Here is a 16,446-nt window from a genome sequence, read left to right on the forward strand (position 1 = left end):
TGTTGTTTTATAGGTTATAGCCGATAAAACGTAAAATGGAGCGCAAAGGTAGGTTTATTTATAACAACCGCCAAAAGAATAGCTGCGAATGACGAAGTTAATTGTTGATTGATTATTAAGAAGTTATCGGTTGCCAGTTTCCAGGTACGGGGGCTTAGGCTTCGAGCATCGCTTTAACGCGGTTATCGGCACCCGGCACCGGTAAACTAAAAAAAGCACCCCTCCTTGCGGAAGAATGCTTTAAAGCTCGATCTATAGCTGAATTTAGCCTTCTTTTTTCTTCTGCTTGCCTTTGGGCGAAATGATCATCAGCATGCGTTTACCTTCCAGTTTCGGCAAGCCTTCGGGCTGACCAACTTCTGCCAGGCGCTCTGCAAATTTCAACAGCACCAGCTCACCCCGTTCCTTGAACATGATGGCGCGGCCTTTAAACTGCACATATGCCTTTACTTTATTGCCTTCTTTTAAAAAGCTTTCAGCATGGCGTGCTTTAAAATCAAAGTCGTGATCATCTGTACCAGGCGTAAAACGGATCTCCTTTACCTCGGCCGTTTTACTCTTCGACTTCATCTCCTTTTCCTTCTTCTTCTTCTCGTACAGAAATTTATTATAGTCAATGATCTTACAAACGGGTGGGTCAGCCTGCGGCGAAATCTCTACCAGGTCAAGCTGTTGTTCCTGAGCCATTTTCATGGCTTCCTGAATAGAATATACTCCTACTTCTACATTATCGCCAACCAAACGTACCTGCGGTACGCGTATCATGTTGTTGGTGCGATGTTCCTGCTGTTGTTCTTTCTTAAATCGGGGATTGAAATTACCTCTCGGTTGTCTCGGTGGAAATGCCATTTAAATCTTTTAATTAAACAATTTTTTAGTGTGGCGCCCAGGCTACTTCTGAAGCACCGGTTTTGAATGTTGATTTTGTTTTCGAATGTATGTTACGGACCAAAATGCGTTCTTCGTCCTAAGTTATGAAATCTATACGAACCTGCAACTACAAACTTATTCTCCCCGGCGTTCTTTGATCTCGGCCCTGGCCTCATTGATGAACTCATCCAGGCCTTTGGTGATATTACCCGCATCGCCCCTGCCCTGGCGGCGTACAGCCACCTGGTTCTCATTCGCCTCTTTTTCACCTACAACCAGCATGTAAGGCACTTTCATCAGCTCGGTATCGCGGATCTTTTTGCCTATTTTTTCGTTGCGGTCGTCCACTTCGGCACGAATATCTGCATTTTTCAGTGATTCCAAAACACTATTTGCGTATGGCAGGAACTTGTCACTGATAGGCAGGATCTTTACCTGAACCGGCGCCAGCCACAACGGGAATTTACCGGCATAATGCTCGAGCAGGAAGCCAATGAACCGCTCATGGGTGCCCAGGGGCGCCCGGTGAATGATCAATGGGGCTTCTGCGGAATTTTCCTTATTGGTGTACTCCAGTTTGAAACGGCGGCCCTGCGCAAAATCAACCTGGTTGGTGGCCAGGGTAAACTCACGGCCTATTACGCTCCAGATCTGCACATCAATTTTTGGACCATAGAATGCGCCCTCATCGGGGATCTCTACATAAGGGATATTCGATTCTATCAATACCTGCCGAACCATATCCTCGGTTTCCTTCCACAGTTCCGGTTCGTTAATGTATTTCTGACCCAGCTTTGAAGGTTCATGTAACGATAAACGCATTACGTATTTGTCGATGCCGAAGATCCTGAAATACTTAAGGTACATTTCGTTCACGGCCCTGAACTCGTTGGCAAATTGTTCGCGGGTGCAATAGATATGCGCATCGTTCATATGTAAACAACGCACACGCATCAGTCCAAACAGCTCCCCGCTTTGCTCGTAACGGTAACAGGTACCGTACTCGGCCAGTCGCAACGGAAGGTCTTTGTAACTTCTGGGCTCTGCGCTGAAGATCTTATGGTGGTGCGGACAGTTCATTGCCTTCAGGTAGTACTTCTGCCCGTCCAGTTCCATGGGCGGGAACATACTATCCTGGTAATACGGCAGGTGACCGCTGGTAATGTACATACTTTCCTTGGCAATGTGCGGGGTTACCACTCTTTTGTAACCGCCGGCCTGCTCGGTTTCCTTGGCCAGTTTTTCCAGCTCTTCAATAATGATGGTGCCGTTGGGCATCCATAAAGGCAAACCAGGGCCTACATCATCATCCATGGTGAAAATTCCCAATTCCTTACCCAACTTGCGGTGATCGCGTTTTTTAGCTTCTTCCAATAAGGTCAGGTATTCATCGAGTTCTTTCTGTGAAGGGAAAGTAACACCATAAACACGGGTCAACTGCTTATTGTTCGAATCGCCTTTCCAGTAAGCACCGGCAATGCTGGTAAGCTTAATGGCTTTTATGGGCGCGGTTGACGGAATATGCGGTCCGCGGCACAGGTCGGTAAAACCGCCCTGTGTATAGAATGTGATCGATCCGTCGGTAAGGTTGCCCAGCAGATCGAGTTTATATTCGTCGCCTTTATCGGTAAAATATTTAATGGCTTCGGCCTTTGCCATTTCTTTACGAACGTAACTGTTGTTCTGTTTAGCCAGCTCGTTCATTTTCTTTTCCAGTTTTGCCAGGTCTTCTTCGGTGAGCTTGCGGTCGCCGAGGTCCATGTCGTAGTAAAATCCGGCCTGGCTTTCCAGTGCAGGGCCAACCCAGAACTTCACACCGGGGAACAGGCTTTCAACGGCTTCAGCCATCAGGTGAGCCGAAGAGTGCCAGAAGGTTAATTTACCGTCCTTATCGTCCCACGTGAGTAAGTTTAGGGTAGCGTCTGTGGTAATGGGACGCGTGGCATCCCACACTTCGCCATTAACTTTTGCGGCCAATACTTTTCGAGCCAATCCTTCGCTGATCGACTTCGCTATTTCCAAACCAGTGGTTCCTTCATTGTACTCCCGTACATTTCCATCCGGGAAAGTAATTTTAATCATTTTATCACTACCTTTTTTTGTGACCGGTCATACTTATAGGTGTGCCAAGCTTCAGATAACAGCGCAATGGTAAGCGTGGCACATCTATAGTATAAGCCGGAAGAACGGCAAATTTAACGAACAATTTGCAGACCACCATTTACGATATGTGTCGTAAAAAACTAATTATTAAGTAATTTGCCGGTTAATGCCCGGGGTTTCCCGGTAATGCTTGGTTTAGTACCCAGATATAAAATCAGCGAATAAGATGAAATCAGTTTTACTTTTTGTGCTTTTAGGCCTGGGTTTTTGTGTACAGGCGCAGGATCTTACTGGCATTTGGCGTGGAAATTTCAAAAGAACGCCGGTGGGGGCTAATGGCCGCATGATGGAACTGCTGGGCGGCGATGAACGTTATAAGTTTGAAGTTCAGGTAGATCAGAATAGTAAAAATTTCAGCGGTGTTACCTACTCTTACCTTACCACCGTGTTTTACGGAAAGGCAACCTGCAAGGGCACGGTGAACCCTGCCACCAAACTGGTTCGGATCGAAGAGCTGAAAATAGTGGAAGTGCGTATGGCCGGCGGCAGCGATGCCTGTGTAATGACCCTGAATTTGAGATATTCAAAAGAAAACGATGAGGAATTCCTGGAAGGCACCTATACCAGCTTCAACACCCGCGATTCGGGCAACTGTGGCAAAGGGACGGTTTTTTTACGCAAAGTGACCACTTCCGATTTTTATGAGGAACCCTTCCTGGTAAAAAAGCGAAAGGAAGAGAAAGGGTTAATAGCTAAAGTACCTCCGCCAAAAACCACCACTTCAAAAGCCCCTGCGGTTAAGACAACCCCGAAAACAACACCTAAAACCACTCCGAAAACACCACCGGCCAGCACAGCCAAAAAAACGGTTACAACAAATACTACCCAAAAACCCAATAATAAAACCATTGCCAAAACGCCGGAAACAAGACCCAATGTGAAAATAGTTCCGGTTGATTCGGCGAAAAAAACTGAGGTAAAAATGCCGCCGCTTGTCAACATTCCAACGCCAAAGGTGCTGGCCAGCCGCGAGAATGAACTGGTAAAGACCATTACTACCAGCGCCACCGAAATTGAGATCAATATTTACGACAATGGTACCGTCGACAATGATACTATTTCTGTTTACATTGATAAAAAGCTCGTGCTGGCAAGGAAGCGGTTAACTGAAAAGGCGATTACCCTCAAGGTAAACCTCGATGAAACTGACAGCTATCATGAACTGGTGATGGTGGCAGAGAACCTTGGTGAAATTCCACCCAATACTTCGCTGATGGTGGTAAAGGCCGGCAAACAGCAATACGAGGTGCGGATCACCTCTACCGAACAGAAGAATGCGGTTGTGGTGTTTAAATATCAACCATAGTAATTCGATAATTCGATAATGGAATACAAATTTTGAGCATGGAATACAGATTCCACGCGCAAGCACTCACAGCTGCTGTATTTCCATTAGCACATTAGCACATTAGCTAATTATCACATTAGCATTTTCTACCGTTTACATAAAATTATCTGTACATCTGCCTGGTACGTGGTAAATTCCAATAAAAATAGAGAATGCGTTTTTTGCTGTTTCCCATGCTGCTTGGGTTAACCCTGTTTTCCAATGCTCAACTGCTTACGGGCGTTTGGGGCGGTATCAGAACTCAAAATGCGGGCGGTTGTTTTCCGGCATATTCAACGGAGCTGCATATCATTCATATGCAAAACAACTCATTTATGGGTAACGTATACAGCTATGATAACGAGCGCTACACCAAAATCAACTTCACCGGCAAATTCAATCCCCTCACAAAGCGCATAGTAATTATTGAAAGCGCCGTATTACAATATAACATCCCCGATAGCTGCGTTCCCTGTATAAAAACCTACGAGCTTACCTTTTCAAAAAATGGTGTAGCCGATTTATTGCAGGGCGAATGGCGTGGCCATGAAATGGGTAATAATCACCATTGCCAACCCGGTAAAATATCGTTGTCGCGGCTCACCAAAGCCGCCTTTCCCATTGACGTATACCAGAACGATACGCTTGCCGGTGTGCAGAAGAATTTAAAGCTGCAGAACAGGCAAAAAGACCTGGTACAAACGATCGCTGTCGATACCTCGTTCATTAAAATTGAACTGTACGATAATGCAGAAATAGATGATGATACCGTATCTGTTTTCCTGAACAACACCCTGCTTCTATATAAAAAACGGCTCACGGGCAAACCGCTGGTGCTCGATGTCAATGTGTTTGCCAATACCGAATACGAATTGATGATGTATGCCGAAAACCTGGGCCGTATTCCGCCCAATACTTCCCTGATGGTGATCACCGCCGGTAGAAAACGTTATCAGCTGCACCTGTCGTCGAGCGAGCAGAAAAGCGCCATTGTAAAATTTAAGTATGAACCGTTTGCAACCGGGCAATGAGATCACCTACTTGAACAACTCGGAACTATTTTCTCGGGATTTTTTCATTTCGTTGTGCCGCATGATACACAAACGACGCAATAATAACCGCAGCCTGTTTCAGATCGCCGGGTTGTAAATGATCGTATGAATCCATATTGCTGTGGTGTGTGCGCGAGTCATATTCTATGTCATCCTGTATGAACTGAAAACCGGGCAGTCCAATGGCATCGAACGACAAATGATCGGTGCCGCCCGTACGTTGTAACGTAATGGTTGAAGCGCCGAGGTCGGTAAAGGGTTGCAGCCATTTGGCAAAAACGGGTTGCACGGCTGCATTTTCCTGCAGGTAAATACCTCTTATTTTACCGGTTCCATTATCAAGATTGAAATACACCGAAACCTTGTCGCCTGCTGCATTGTACCGTTGCGTGGCCGTATCGGTGAAGTGCTGCCGCACATAGTTCTTCGAACCAAGCAGCCCCTGTTCTTCCCCACCCCACAATGCTATGCGAATGGTTCGCCGGGGTTGTACATTCAACGTTTTCAGAATGCGCATCGCTTCCAGCATTACCGCACAACCGGCGGCGTTATCCGTAGCGCCTACCGATGCATGCCACGAGTCGAGATGCGCCCCGATGATCACCAACTCCTGTTTTAGTTTGGGGTCGGCGCCTTTTATTTCGGCAATTACATTATAACCCTGCAGGTCATCGGTATGGAACTGCGTTTTTACATCTATTTCGAGTGTAACCGGAATGCGGCGTTGCGCCATTCGTTGCAGCATCATATAATCTTCATACGCCAGCACCAGGTCGGGAAAATTTTCAGCAGCACTGCCTGCCCAGGCCCCGCCGCCCTGTACAAACACGGTGCCGTCGCGGCCGCGGGGATTCGTACTTAAAATGGCAAGGGCGCCTTCCTCCCGGGCAAACTGTTTCAGTTGGGTATAAGAAAGCCCGCCCGGCCGTTTTGGTTTTTCATTGTGATCATGCGCTGAAGTATATCCTTTCCCCTGTAACCCGGTGTTTGCCGTTTTGTTCAATTCACCGGCTTCAACATTTTTCCATTTGGCCATTTCTTTCAGCTCTTCATTGCTGTAGCGCCTGGCGTCGGCTTCGTATGCAGGTTCCAGTGAATCTATCCGCCGCAATAAGATCACCTTGCCGTTCAGTTTGCCTTTATATGCCTCCAGGTCGCTCGCATCGCCTATCGATAACAACACCACCCCGGCGGTTTGCAAACCATTGGTGCCGGCCGTCCAGCTTTTGGGAAATGCAATAACAGGTTTATAATAAGGGGCGCTCATGGCCACATAACAACGTTTCAATTCCCAGCCCTTCCCCCATTCGCCAAAAGGTTCTAGCCGGGCGTTACTAAGGCCCCATTCACTGAGTTTGTTTTTTGTAAAATCCGCCGCCCGGCGAAAACCGGGAGAATTGTTCAGGCGCGGCCCGCTTGCTTCGGTGAGAAAAAATGCAAGATCCATTACCTGCGAGTGGTTGAACCCTTCCTGCCTGATCTTTTTGATCATGTTCAGGTCTGGCTCATCATGTTGAGCCTGCAGGTGCCCCGGTGGTATACAAATCAGTAACCCAAGGATAAATGTTTTCATGAGTGTATCATTTCATGGAGTCGGCGGTGAGGTAATACCATTTTCGTGCCGGTAAGCAGTACAGCGTTCCTATGCGCATTTGTTTGCATTCAAATCGCCTTGAATTGAAACGGGTTAGCCTGTATGAACTGTTTAAAACTTGAAATTCCAGGTAACGGCGGGAATGATCGGGAACAGCGAAACCTGCTGTGTTTTCATGGTTAAACTGCCGTTGTAAGGGTTTCCGTCCTGGCTGAAGTAAATAAAGTATGGGTTCAACCTGCTGTATACATTATAAATACTGAACACCCAGCTTTGCTGCCATTTCTGTTTGGGTTTTGTACCGGGAGTAAGCGTTGCAGAAAGATCCATACGGTGATATGGCGCCAGCCGGTATTGATTGATCTTGCTGTATTCCTGGGTGAAAACGCCGCCAATCACATAAAAGCGTTCGGGCAACGACACTGCATTCCCACTGCCATAAACGAACACAGCAGAGAACTTCCATTTCTTGTTGAGCTGGTACGTGCCTACTACCGACAGATCGTGCCGCCGGTCGTATTTCGACGGAAACCTGATGCCGCCATTGAGCGTATCGAACTGGCGCCAGGTCCAGGAAAGCGTATAACCGATCCAGCCGGTGAGTTTTCCCCGGGTTTTATTGATGAACAGTTCCGTACCATAGCTCCACCCTTTTCCAAAAACAAAATCTTCTTCCGGGTCTTTTAAAGATGGCGTGTATCCCTCCCTGTATTCGATCTGGTTATCCATTCGTTTGTAATACAATTCCACCGAAGTCTCCAGCATATTATTGCTGAAGTTTTTAAAGAGCCCGGCCGCATATTGCCAGCTGATCTGTGGTTTTACACGGTATGTGCTGGGCACCCACAGGTCGGTTGGTAAGGTTGAACCGGAATTGCTTACCAGGTGTATGTATTGCAGGTTTCTGGTTACGGCTGCTTTTAGCGAGGTTTCGTTATCGATGGCATACCGAATGGTGAACCGGGGTTCAAAGCCGTAATATGTTTTTACCGGTTTGTTGGTGCCGTAGCTGATGCTGTCGTTCTTGTTGCCATTGATATCGTTGCTGAATATTTTATATGGGCCCAGTTGAACAAAACGGCTGTATCTGAGGCCGGCATTTACTTTTATCCTTTTGCTAACCTCCCAGTCGTTCTGCAGGTAAATACCCGTTTCACCGGCGTATTTTCTCATTTCATTATCGGGGAAGAACTGGTTATCGCCCTGGTTACCACTCAGGATATTCGGGGTGAATGTATGATGGGTGAAGGCCGCGCCGAAACGAAGTTTATGCTGTGGGGAAGCATACAGGTCGAAGTCGGTTTTGGCGCTCCAGTCGTGAATGCCCGATGACAGTTTGATGTTGAAATCGTTTTGGGCAGCGCCAAAGGAAAAAGCATAATCATTATAAACCACGGTGGTATTGGCAAATAATTTCCGGTTGAACACATGGTTCCAGCGCAGGGTGGCCGTTGTATTGCCCCAGGGAATATCGGCCCTGAAAGCCCGGCGGGCATTGCGGTAAGTAAATACATCCCTGCCAAAATAACCGCTCAGGTACAGCCGGTCTTTTTCTGAAAAAATATAGTTCACTTTTGCGTTGAGATCATAGAAGTAATACCCCGATCCGTAGAAATCGCTTTTTTCAGAAATAAAGGGTTTCATCAACAGGTCGATATACGTGCGGCGGCCCGAAACAATAAAGGAAGATCTATTTTTTTTAACAGGCCCCTGTACCGATAACCGCGAGGCAATGGCCCCTATTCCGCCCTCCACCTCGAATTTGTTCAGGTTGCCTTCTTTCATGGCCACATCGAGCACGGAAGATAAGCGTCCGCCATACTGGGCCTGCATCCCGCCTTTTACCAGCGAGATGTTCTTTATTGCATCGGAATTGAAGATGGAAAAAAAGCCAAAGAGGTGGCCGGTATTATATACGATGGCGTCATCGAGCAGGATCAGGTTCTGGTCGGGCCCGCCGCCGCGTACATACATACCGGTATTGCCTTCACCGGCATTGCGTACGCCCGGCAGTAACTGCAGGGTTTTTAAAAGATCGGTTTCGCCCAGCAGTACCGGCACCGATTTAACCTGGTTTATTGAAAGATCTATTTTACCCATTTGGGCGCTGGTAACGTTGCCATCGCGCCGGCGCGCGGAAACGATCACTTCCTGTAAAACAGGTTTTGCCGGCAGATAGAAGTTTTGTTCTATGTTCCTGTCGAGTGAAATGGTCAGCGGCTGCATTTCATAACCGGCAAACGTAGCAACAACCATGTAGGTGCCGCGGGGCAGTGTTATAGAATAAAAACCGAACTGGTTACTGGCAATGTTTTTTCCATTGCCGTTAACGGAAACCGTTGCACCGATAAGCGTTTCGCCCGATAATGAGTCGCGCACATAACCGCTGAGTGTAAATTTCTCCTGTGCGGTGGCGTACAGCGCACAACATACCCCCCATAATATCGCAACGAACCTCAACATGTGCAGTAATTTCCGTTAACGTTAACCGGTTTGCCGGTGAACGGGAAACTACTTCTAATAGCTCAGTGAATCCTCGACCGTGCCGCAATTCAGCATTTTACTACCGAAGTAGGGATTTTTTATCTCCCGTTCGTAGCTGATCCAGTAAGCGCCTTTATTGTCAAAAGCCATAGGGCAGTATTGCCAGTATAACTTTTGTCCGCTATAACGAACCGTGCGGGTAAGGCTCCAGATGTTATCAGCTATGGTTACAAATTCTTTTCTTTTATTATTCAGGTCTTTTGCTGCTGCCAATGCCTGTGCCGAACCTGAAATGGTGGATGAAAAACTGGCCGCAGTTTCTTTTATCACTCCTGTGCTGTCACCTTTTATCTCATTTACCTTCAAACTGTCGGCTGCTGTGTGCAATGCCAGCGCAGCGGCAGACGCCTTTGCCGTATCACTGGCCACCAGCGCGTTTTTAAGGGTATTGTAAGCATCGAGAAGTTGGGTGTACGATTGTTTAAAGGCATCTGTATTGTCAGAGATCGATAAAGGCTGCTGTTTTTCTGGTTCCTTGTCGCTCTGCTTGTCTTCGGTATTGCAAAAAAAGGGCCGGGCGATCAAAACTATTACAACCAGTAAAATAACTACGATTAGCGTTTTTTTCATCCTTTTAAGTTTAGTGTGCGGTTTGGTTAAAGTGCGGAAGGAACTTCACAGAAATAATCCTGCCGGTTTTCCCCGTGCCGGTCGTTCCGGGTTTATGATAATCCAAAGATAAAGAATAACCTTACATTACTGCTTCATATACAGGGTATTTCGCATGAACCGGGGCTTTATAATTTTCTCATCATCAAGTTTCACCATTAACTTCCTTAACGGCCTTATTTGTTATATTTTTGCAGATCATTTGATGTAAAAAATTATGCTGGCAGGATTAACGAACGTTACTTTTGAATTTGGAGCCCGGGCAATTGTAGAAGATGCAACCTGGCATATTCAACCCAATGAACGCATTGGTCTTATTGGATATAATGGAACCGGAAAATCAACGCTTTTAAAACTTCTGGTGGGTCAGTACCAGCCCTCGGAGGGTACGGTAGAGCGCAGCCGCGGTACATCTATCGGCTATTTGCACCAGGACCTCCTGAGTTTTGATACCTCCGATTCCATTTTACAGGTGGCTCTGGGCGCCTTTGAACGGGTAATGCAACTCGAAAAAGAGATCGAAGAACTGGGCAAACAACTGGAAAATTCCCCAACCAGCGGCCTCAGTGCCGAAGAAACCGATGCCCTGTTGCACAAATATTCCGACCGCTTACACGAAATGGACACCCTCGACGGGTATAATATTCATCATAAAACCGAAGAAGTATTACAGGGGTTGGGTTTTTCGAATGCCGACCTGCAGCGGCCCTACCGCGAGTTCAGCGGGGGCTGGCGTATGCGGGTATTGCTGGCCAAAATGATCCTGCAACAACCCGACCTGCTGCTGCTCGATGAGCCTACCAACCACCTTGACCTGCCATCTATCGAATGGCTCGAAAAATACCTGGTGCATTACCAGGGCTCGGTGGTGATCGTGAGCCACGATAAATATTTTCTCGACCGCATGGTTACCAAGATCGTGGAGGTTTACCAGCGGCAACTGCATATTTACAATGGTAATTATTCCTATTACGAAACGGAGAAAGTACAGCGGGTAGAACTGCAGCAACGGGCGTTTGAGAACCAGCAGGATTACATTCGCCAGCAGGAACGTTTTATTGAACGCTTCAAGGCCAAGGCATCAAAAGCCGCAGCTGCCCAAAGCGCCATGAAACGGCTTGAAAAACTCGACCGTATTGAGGATGTGGCCATTGAACGGCCCAATATCCGCATCAACTTTCAGGTTGATAAAGTACCGGGTAAAGTGTTGTGCGAGCTGAAACACATCACCAAAAAGTTTGGCGATAACACCATTGTCGAGGATACCCATGCCGAGATCAACCGGGGTAACAAGATCGCCCTTATCGGCGCCAACGGTAAAGGTAAATCAACCCTGCTGCGGATCATCGCCGGGGCCGAGTCGTTTACCGGTGAACGCAAGTGGGGACATAATGTAGATGAAAGCTTCTATGCCCAGCATCAGCTGGAGGCACTGGATGTGAACAATACCCTCATAGAGGAAATGAAAGCAGCCGGCAGCCAGAAAACGGAACAGGAGCTACGTAACCTGCTCGGTTGTTTCCTTTTCGGCGGTGACGATATCGATAAAAAGATCAAAGTATTGAGCGGTGGTGAAAAAGCCCGTGTGGCGCTGGCAAAAACCATCATCAGTAAAGCCAATTTCCTGATGCTCGACGAGCCTACCAACCACCTCGATCTGCATTCGGTTGAACTGTTGATAGATGCATTGAATAAATATGAAGGCAGCCTGATCTTTGTTAGCCACGACCGGTATTTTGTATCGAAAGTGGCCAATACCATTTGGGAGATCGATAACCATAAGATAAAGACATTCGACGGCGGCTACGAAGAATGGAACGAATGGAAAGAACGCCAGAAGCAACGCGCCGAGGCGGCCGGTGGTCAAAAGGCAGAGGGTGGTAATAAAAAGGCGGAGCCAAAAGCTGAACCGGCGCCTAAAAAAGCGGAACCGGTACAGGAAGCGAAAGCGCCTGTTGCCGAGGTAAAACCGCAGGGCCCCATCAATAAAGAACTGAAAAAAGAATTACAGAAACAGCAAAAGGTGTTTCAGCAACTGGAGGAAAAGATCGGGCAGCTGAACCAGCAGAAAACAACGCTGGAAGCACAACTGACGGCGCCCGACACGTATTCAGACCGCAACAGGTTCGTGCAAACGGAAACCGACTATAAAAAGGTGAGCGAAGAATTGCAGCGGCTGAATAAACAATATGAGGAAGTGTTTGAAAAGATAATGGAACTGGAAGCGCAGGCTTAATTCCTTTGGCCGTGCCCGGTAATGCAGGCAAACCCGGGCACGGCAGTTTTCCCCCTTAAAAAACCATCCCATGAATATTACCATCCGCAAAGGAACAGAAGCCGATTACCCGGCGATCATCGATCTGATCCATCAGTTTGCTTTGTACCAGAAAACACCGGAAAGGGTAACAAATACGGTAGAACAGATGAGATCAGACAACAATTTGTTCCAATGTTTTGTTGCTGTAGATGAAAATCAAAAGATCGTTGGTTATGCGGCCTGGTTCTTCGCTTATTTCTCCTGGACGGGTAAGGCGCTTTATCTCGACGATTTATACGTGGTTGAATCGGCCCGCGGGCAAGCCATCGGAACACGGCTGTTGCAAACGGTTATCGACTATGCCAGGCTTACAAACTGTGTAAAAGTACGTTGGCAGGTTTCGAACTGGAACAAACCGGCTATTGCCTTTTACAGGAAAATGGGCGCCCTGATAGATGATGTTGAAATGAACTGCCATTTTGAGTTGATGCATTGATAACAATTCGTGAATGTGATTTTGGGTAGATTTTATGATTTGGCAATTAGATTTCAGGGGCGAAACCACTATTTTGAAAAGGATATTATCGAAACGAAATAAATCGCATATTCCCGAAATCAATTGTGGGGGTAACAGATGGTCACATTCAAAAGATACAAACCCATACTGGTTTGTTTGTTTTTACTGGTTCAAACGGCTACGGCCCAGCCTCCGGCTCCCCAACGCCCCCGGATAGGCGTAACCCTGAGCGGCGGCGGCGCCAAAGGGCTAGCGCATATCGGTATTCTGAAAGCTATCGACAGCGCCGGTCTGAACGTCGATTATATAACCGGCACCAGTATGGGCAGCATCATCGGCAGCCTGTATGCCATTGGTTATACCGCCGACAGTATTGAAAAGATCACCCGCACTATCGATTGGGACCTGCTGCTCAGTAACCAGTCTTCCCTCCGCAGCATTTTCATGGAAGAAAAAGACGAGTATTCAAAATATGTGATAGAACTTCCCTGGCAAAACCACAATTTCCGCCTTCCCAGCGGTCTGCTGCAGGGCCAGGAATTATGGCTGAAATTCTCAGAGCTCTATTTTCCCGTTCACCAGCAAAAAGACTTTTCGCGGTTCAGTATTCCGTTCCGCTGCATTGGTACCGATGTGGGCAATGGCGAGGCCGTTGTTATGAAGGAAGGTGAAATTATTTCCGCTATCCGTTCAAGCATGGCCATCCCATCGGTATTTACCGCCGTTGATTTCAATGGCCGCCGCATGGTCGATGGCGGTGTAGTACGCAATTTTCCCGTGCGTGACGTAAAAGAAATGGGCGCCGATATTGTCATAGGCAGTAATGTGGCCAGTGGACTGTTACCATCTGAAAAAGTGCGCAACGCATTACAGATCTTACTACAGATCGCATTTTTCAGGGAGGCGGAAGACGCCAAAACCGAAGTGCCGCAATGTGATATTTATATTCCATTCAAAATGGAAAAGTATAACATGGGCAGCTTCAACGACGGCGGCGCCATACTTGACCTTGGTATTGAAGAAGGCCGCAAATTATACCCGCGGTTCAAACGGCTGGCCGATTCGCTGAATGCGATCTATGGGCCCGCCCCGCTAAAAAAGAACCGCCTGCCGCACGTAAACTCGGTGGTTATTTCATCATTTGAAGTACATGGGGTGGAGAAAACTTCTACCGAGTTCTTTGTACATACCATGGACCTGCAACTGGGTAAAACCTACAATGCGCACAGGCTCTCGAACATGGTGCGCCAGGCATATGGCACCCGCTATTACAGCCGTATTATTTACTCGCTGGTACCAAAACCCGATGGCACCTGTAAGATCATTTTTGATGTAACGGAAAACCCGTTCACCTTTGCCAAACTGGGTATCCATTACAACCGGTTTACGGGTGTTGGTATTATCGGCAACCTCACAGCCCGCAATTTTTTCATAACCAATTCACGCAGCCTGGTTACCATCAATATCGGGGAAAGTTTTCGCATCCGCGGCGAGCACCTGCAATACATTGGCCGGTTAAAGAATTTTGCGCTGGTGGCCGAAACCCAGTTCGACCGTTTTGAAGTGAATACGTATGACCAGTACAAACAGGATGGACTATACAAACAAACCTTTTTCAAAGTAGGCGAAAAGCTGCAGTTCTCCCCTACCCGTAATTTTTCCATTGGCGCCGGCCACCGGTTCGAATGGGTGCATTATACGCCCAAGATCTCAAAAGGCGTAGAGTTCAGGGGAAGCAATAATTATAATACCTTGTTTGGGTTTATATCCCATAACTCGCTCGATAAGGCTATTTTTCCGCGGCGGGGAGTGAAGGTGTATGGTGAGGCCGGACGGGTTTTTGAGCAGCACCCGAACCTTGATTTCCTTTCCGACGGGGTGCCTATCAATCCCGATTCAGACACAACACGCATCAACACGTATCCTTACCTGCGCACTACGCTCGATGTGGAAAGTTATATTCCCATTGGCCGCCGGACCACTTTTCTTTTGAGCGGACAGGGTGGTATAAACTTCAACTATACGCGGAATGTGTTGAATGAATTTGCGATCGGCGGTCTTACCAAGGTTTTCCGTAACCAGATAACGTTTGCCGGTTTACAGGAAGGCACGTTGTATACGCCTTCCGTGGCCATGTTACAGGGCGGTGTTCGGGTAAATGTGTTTGCCAATTCATACCTTACCGGTAAGGCCAATGTATTGTTCACCAATTTTGTAAGCAAAAGCGCCTTCTTCAATAACCCCGATTTTCTTTCAGGCTATTCATTGACCTTCTCGTATAACTTTGCACTGGGCCCCCTTGAAATAAGCACCATGTACTGCGATCAAACGAATAAACTGCAATGGTATATTAATTTAGGAATTCCCTTTTAACGCCGAACGCTGAACGCGGGATGTAAATACAGCCTCTAAATTTATTTTGTCAGATCTTCTTATTCGCCATGCTCTTCGTGCGCCTTTATAAAATCACTTACCAGGTAACTGATCAGTTTACCGGTGGTATCGTTACTGCGGCCATCACTCAACCTTGTGGCGCCCTCGCATATATGTAAATAGGCAACCTGGCTTTCACGGGCGGCCAGCGTTACATACTGGCGGGCGTGTACGGGTGAAATACCCGATGGCGTCATGGCGCTCGACAATGTGTTTTCAATACAATCGAGGTCAAGCTCTATGCCGGTAAAATTCTCTTCGGTAAAATTGGTAGCGTGGGCTATGGCCTGAATGAAATTTCTTTTTTCGAGGATGAAGATATCCTCATAGGTGATGAAATCGAGGAAGGGATTGTTTACGATATCGAGCCAGACGTTTTGTGGCAGGTAATTTTCATGCAGCCCTATAACACAGTACTTCTGTAAATAGCCATCTTCTTCGGCATAGCGAAAACCATTGCCGCTGTGCCTGCCTTCCGAAGGGCGAAAATCGGCATGCGCATCGAGATTGATGCAATTTATCTGCGCCAGCGGCAAAACACCCGCTTTGTGTAATCCCTTGGCCGTGCCTTTTATCAGCGGATAGGAATTGTTATGACCGCCCCCGATGGCGATGGGGATCCTGTTATGTGATGTAATGATCTTAGCCAGTTCTTCAACCGCATCGTCTATTGTAATAACGGCGTGGCGGTAGGCATCTATTTTTTCTTCATAACCATATGCGTTCTGTTCTATCAGTTCGCTGGCATCGGTGAAGTTGAATTGACCAAGTAACAACACTTCTTCCCCGTTTAAAAAATCATTGCTTTGCAGGTTTAAAAAAGCCGAGAGGAAGGGTAACCAGGCTGAGTCGGCCCCACCGGTACCATGGTTGGCGCGAATGCCGATATCTTCCGGTATTCCAAATACTACATACTTTGCCGGCGATTGCTGCAGGGCGGTTTCCCAGGCGGTTTTTTCGGGCAGTACATGTACACTTTCTCCCAATTTGGTTTCAAACCGGCGGATCCTTGTAAGATTCAGTACATCGTGTTTGCTGTAGAATTTGAAATGTTTCATCTGGAAGTATTTATGGTGATAT

The 16,446-nt window shown here is 47.2% G+C and carries 11 protein-coding genes; 5 read left to right on the top strand and 6 right to left on the bottom strand.

What is annotated here, in order from left to right; genetic code table 11:
* Positions 1-264 precede the first annotated feature (264 nt).
* Together infC and thrS are read right to left on the bottom strand one after the other, a co-directional pair.
* Positions 265-849, bottom strand: coding sequence for a translation initiation factor IF-3 (infC, locus tag A4R26_RS14090; protein ID WP_081164397.1), 585 nt, complete (start codon positions 847-849; stop codon positions 265-267).
* Positions 850-1,005: 156 nt separating this feature from the next.
* Positions 1,006-2,952 carry a threonine--tRNA ligase gene (gene thrS / locus A4R26_RS14095; protein ID WP_081164398.1) on the bottom strand — a complete coding sequence of 649 codons (1,947 nt, stop codon included), beginning with the start codon at positions 2,950-2,952 and terminating at the stop codon, positions 1,006-1,008.
* A gap of 247 nt (positions 2,953-3,199) precedes the next feature.
* Between thrS and A4R26_RS14100 the strand changes: the two genes are divergently transcribed.
* Together A4R26_RS14100 and A4R26_RS14105 are read left to right on the top strand one after the other, a co-directional pair.
* Positions 3,200-4,339 (top strand): hypothetical protein, encoded by a 1,140-nt coding sequence (locus tag A4R26_RS14100; protein WP_081164399.1) that lies wholly within the window; start codon positions 3,200-3,202, stop codon positions 4,337-4,339.
* A gap of 194 nt (positions 4,340-4,533) precedes the next feature.
* Positions 4,534-5,391 (top strand): hypothetical protein, encoded by an 858-nt coding sequence (locus A4R26_RS14105; RefSeq protein WP_081164400.1) that lies wholly within the window; start codon positions 4,534-4,536, stop codon positions 5,389-5,391.
* A 25-nt stretch (positions 5,392-5,416) separates the two neighbouring features.
* On the opposite strand, the gene A4R26_RS14110 is transcribed toward A4R26_RS14105, so the two are convergent.
* From A4R26_RS14110 to A4R26_RS14120, 3 genes are all read right to left on the bottom strand, one after another.
* Positions 5,417-6,985, bottom strand: coding sequence for a M20/M25/M40 family metallo-hydrolase (locus tag A4R26_RS14110; RefSeq protein WP_081164401.1), 1,569 nt, complete (start codon positions 6,983-6,985; stop codon positions 5,417-5,419).
* Positions 6,986-7,117: 132 nt separating this feature from the next.
* Positions 7,118-9,469, bottom strand: a complete 2,352-nt coding sequence (locus A4R26_RS14115) for a TonB-dependent receptor (RefSeq protein ID WP_081164402.1) — start codon at positions 9,467-9,469, stop codon at positions 7,118-7,120.
* Between the two features lie 54 nt (positions 9,470-9,523).
* A complete protein-coding gene (locus A4R26_RS14120) occupies positions 9,524-10,120 on the bottom strand; it encodes a DUF3347 domain-containing protein (RefSeq protein ID WP_081164403.1) in 597 nt (198 codons plus the stop codon).
* Positions 10,121-10,376: 256 nt separating this feature from the next.
* On the opposite strand from A4R26_RS14120, the gene abc-f reads away from it, so the two are divergent.
* From abc-f to A4R26_RS14135, 3 genes are all read left to right on the top strand, one after another.
* Positions 10,377-12,395 carry a ribosomal protection-like ABC-F family protein gene (gene abc-f, locus A4R26_RS14125; protein WP_081164404.1) on the top strand — a complete coding sequence of 673 codons (2,019 nt, stop codon included), beginning with the start codon at positions 10,377-10,379 and terminating at the stop codon, positions 12,393-12,395.
* Between the two features lie 70 nt (positions 12,396-12,465).
* Positions 12,466-12,912: a GNAT family N-acetyltransferase gene (locus tag A4R26_RS14130; RefSeq protein WP_081164405.1), complete on the top strand. Its 447-nt coding sequence runs from the start codon at positions 12,466-12,468 to the stop codon at positions 12,910-12,912.
* 138 nt (positions 12,913-13,050) lie between these two features.
* The gene (locus tag A4R26_RS14135; protein WP_081164406.1) at positions 13,051-15,306 is read left to right on the top strand and encodes a patatin-like phospholipase family protein; all 2,256 of its coding nucleotides are present in this window, start codon (positions 13,051-13,053) and stop codon (positions 15,304-15,306) included.
* A gap of 59 nt (positions 15,307-15,365) precedes the next feature.
* On the opposite strand, the gene A4R26_RS14140 is transcribed toward A4R26_RS14135, so the two are convergent.
* A complete protein-coding gene (locus A4R26_RS14140) occupies positions 15,366-16,424 on the bottom strand; it encodes a formimidoylglutamase (protein WP_081164407.1) in 1,059 nt (352 codons plus the stop codon).
* Positions 16,425-16,446: the final 22 nt, after the last annotated feature.

Origin of the sequence: Niastella populi (genome assembly GCF_002078015.1) — a bacterium.
In the GTDB taxonomy this organism is placed as follows: Bacteria; Bacteroidota; Bacteroidia; order Chitinophagales; family Chitinophagaceae; genus Niastella; species Niastella populi.

Excerpts from the sequence above, each read along its gene's own strand:
- A4R26_RS14140 (WP_081164407.1), bottom strand. The coding sequence starts at position 16,424 with ATGAAACATTTCAAATTCTACAGCAAACACGATGTACTGAATCTTACA.
- A4R26_RS14130 (WP_081164405.1), top strand. The coding sequence starts at position 12,466 with ATGAATATTACCATCCGCAAAGGAACAGAAGCCGATTACCCGGCGATC.
- infC (WP_081164397.1), bottom strand. The coding sequence starts at position 849 with ATGGCATTTCCACCGAGACAACCGAGAGGTAATTTCAATCCCCGATTT.
- A4R26_RS14120 (WP_081164403.1), bottom strand. The coding sequence starts at position 10,120 with ATGAAAAAAACGCTAATCGTAGTTATTTTACTGGTTGTAATAGTTTTG.
- A4R26_RS14135 (WP_081164406.1), top strand. The coding sequence starts at position 13,051 with ATGGTCACATTCAAAAGATACAAACCCATACTGGTTTGTTTGTTTTTA.
- A4R26_RS14105 (WP_081164400.1), top strand. The coding sequence starts at position 4,534 with ATGCGTTTTTTGCTGTTTCCCATGCTGCTTGGGTTAACCCTGTTTTCC.
- A4R26_RS14110 (WP_081164401.1), bottom strand. The coding sequence starts at position 6,985 with ATGAAAACATTTATCCTTGGGTTACTGATTTGTATACCACCGGGGCAC.
- A4R26_RS14115 (WP_081164402.1), bottom strand. The coding sequence starts at position 9,469 with ATGTTGAGGTTCGTTGCGATATTATGGGGGGTATGTTGTGCGCTGTAC.
- A4R26_RS14100 (WP_081164399.1), top strand. The coding sequence starts at position 3,200 with ATGAAATCAGTTTTACTTTTTGTGCTTTTAGGCCTGGGTTTTTGTGTA.
- abc-f (WP_081164404.1), top strand. The coding sequence starts at position 10,377 with ATGCTGGCAGGATTAACGAACGTTACTTTTGAATTTGGAGCCCGGGCA.
- thrS (WP_081164398.1), bottom strand. The coding sequence starts at position 2,952 with ATGATTAAAATTACTTTCCCGGATGGAAATGTACGGGAGTACAATGAA.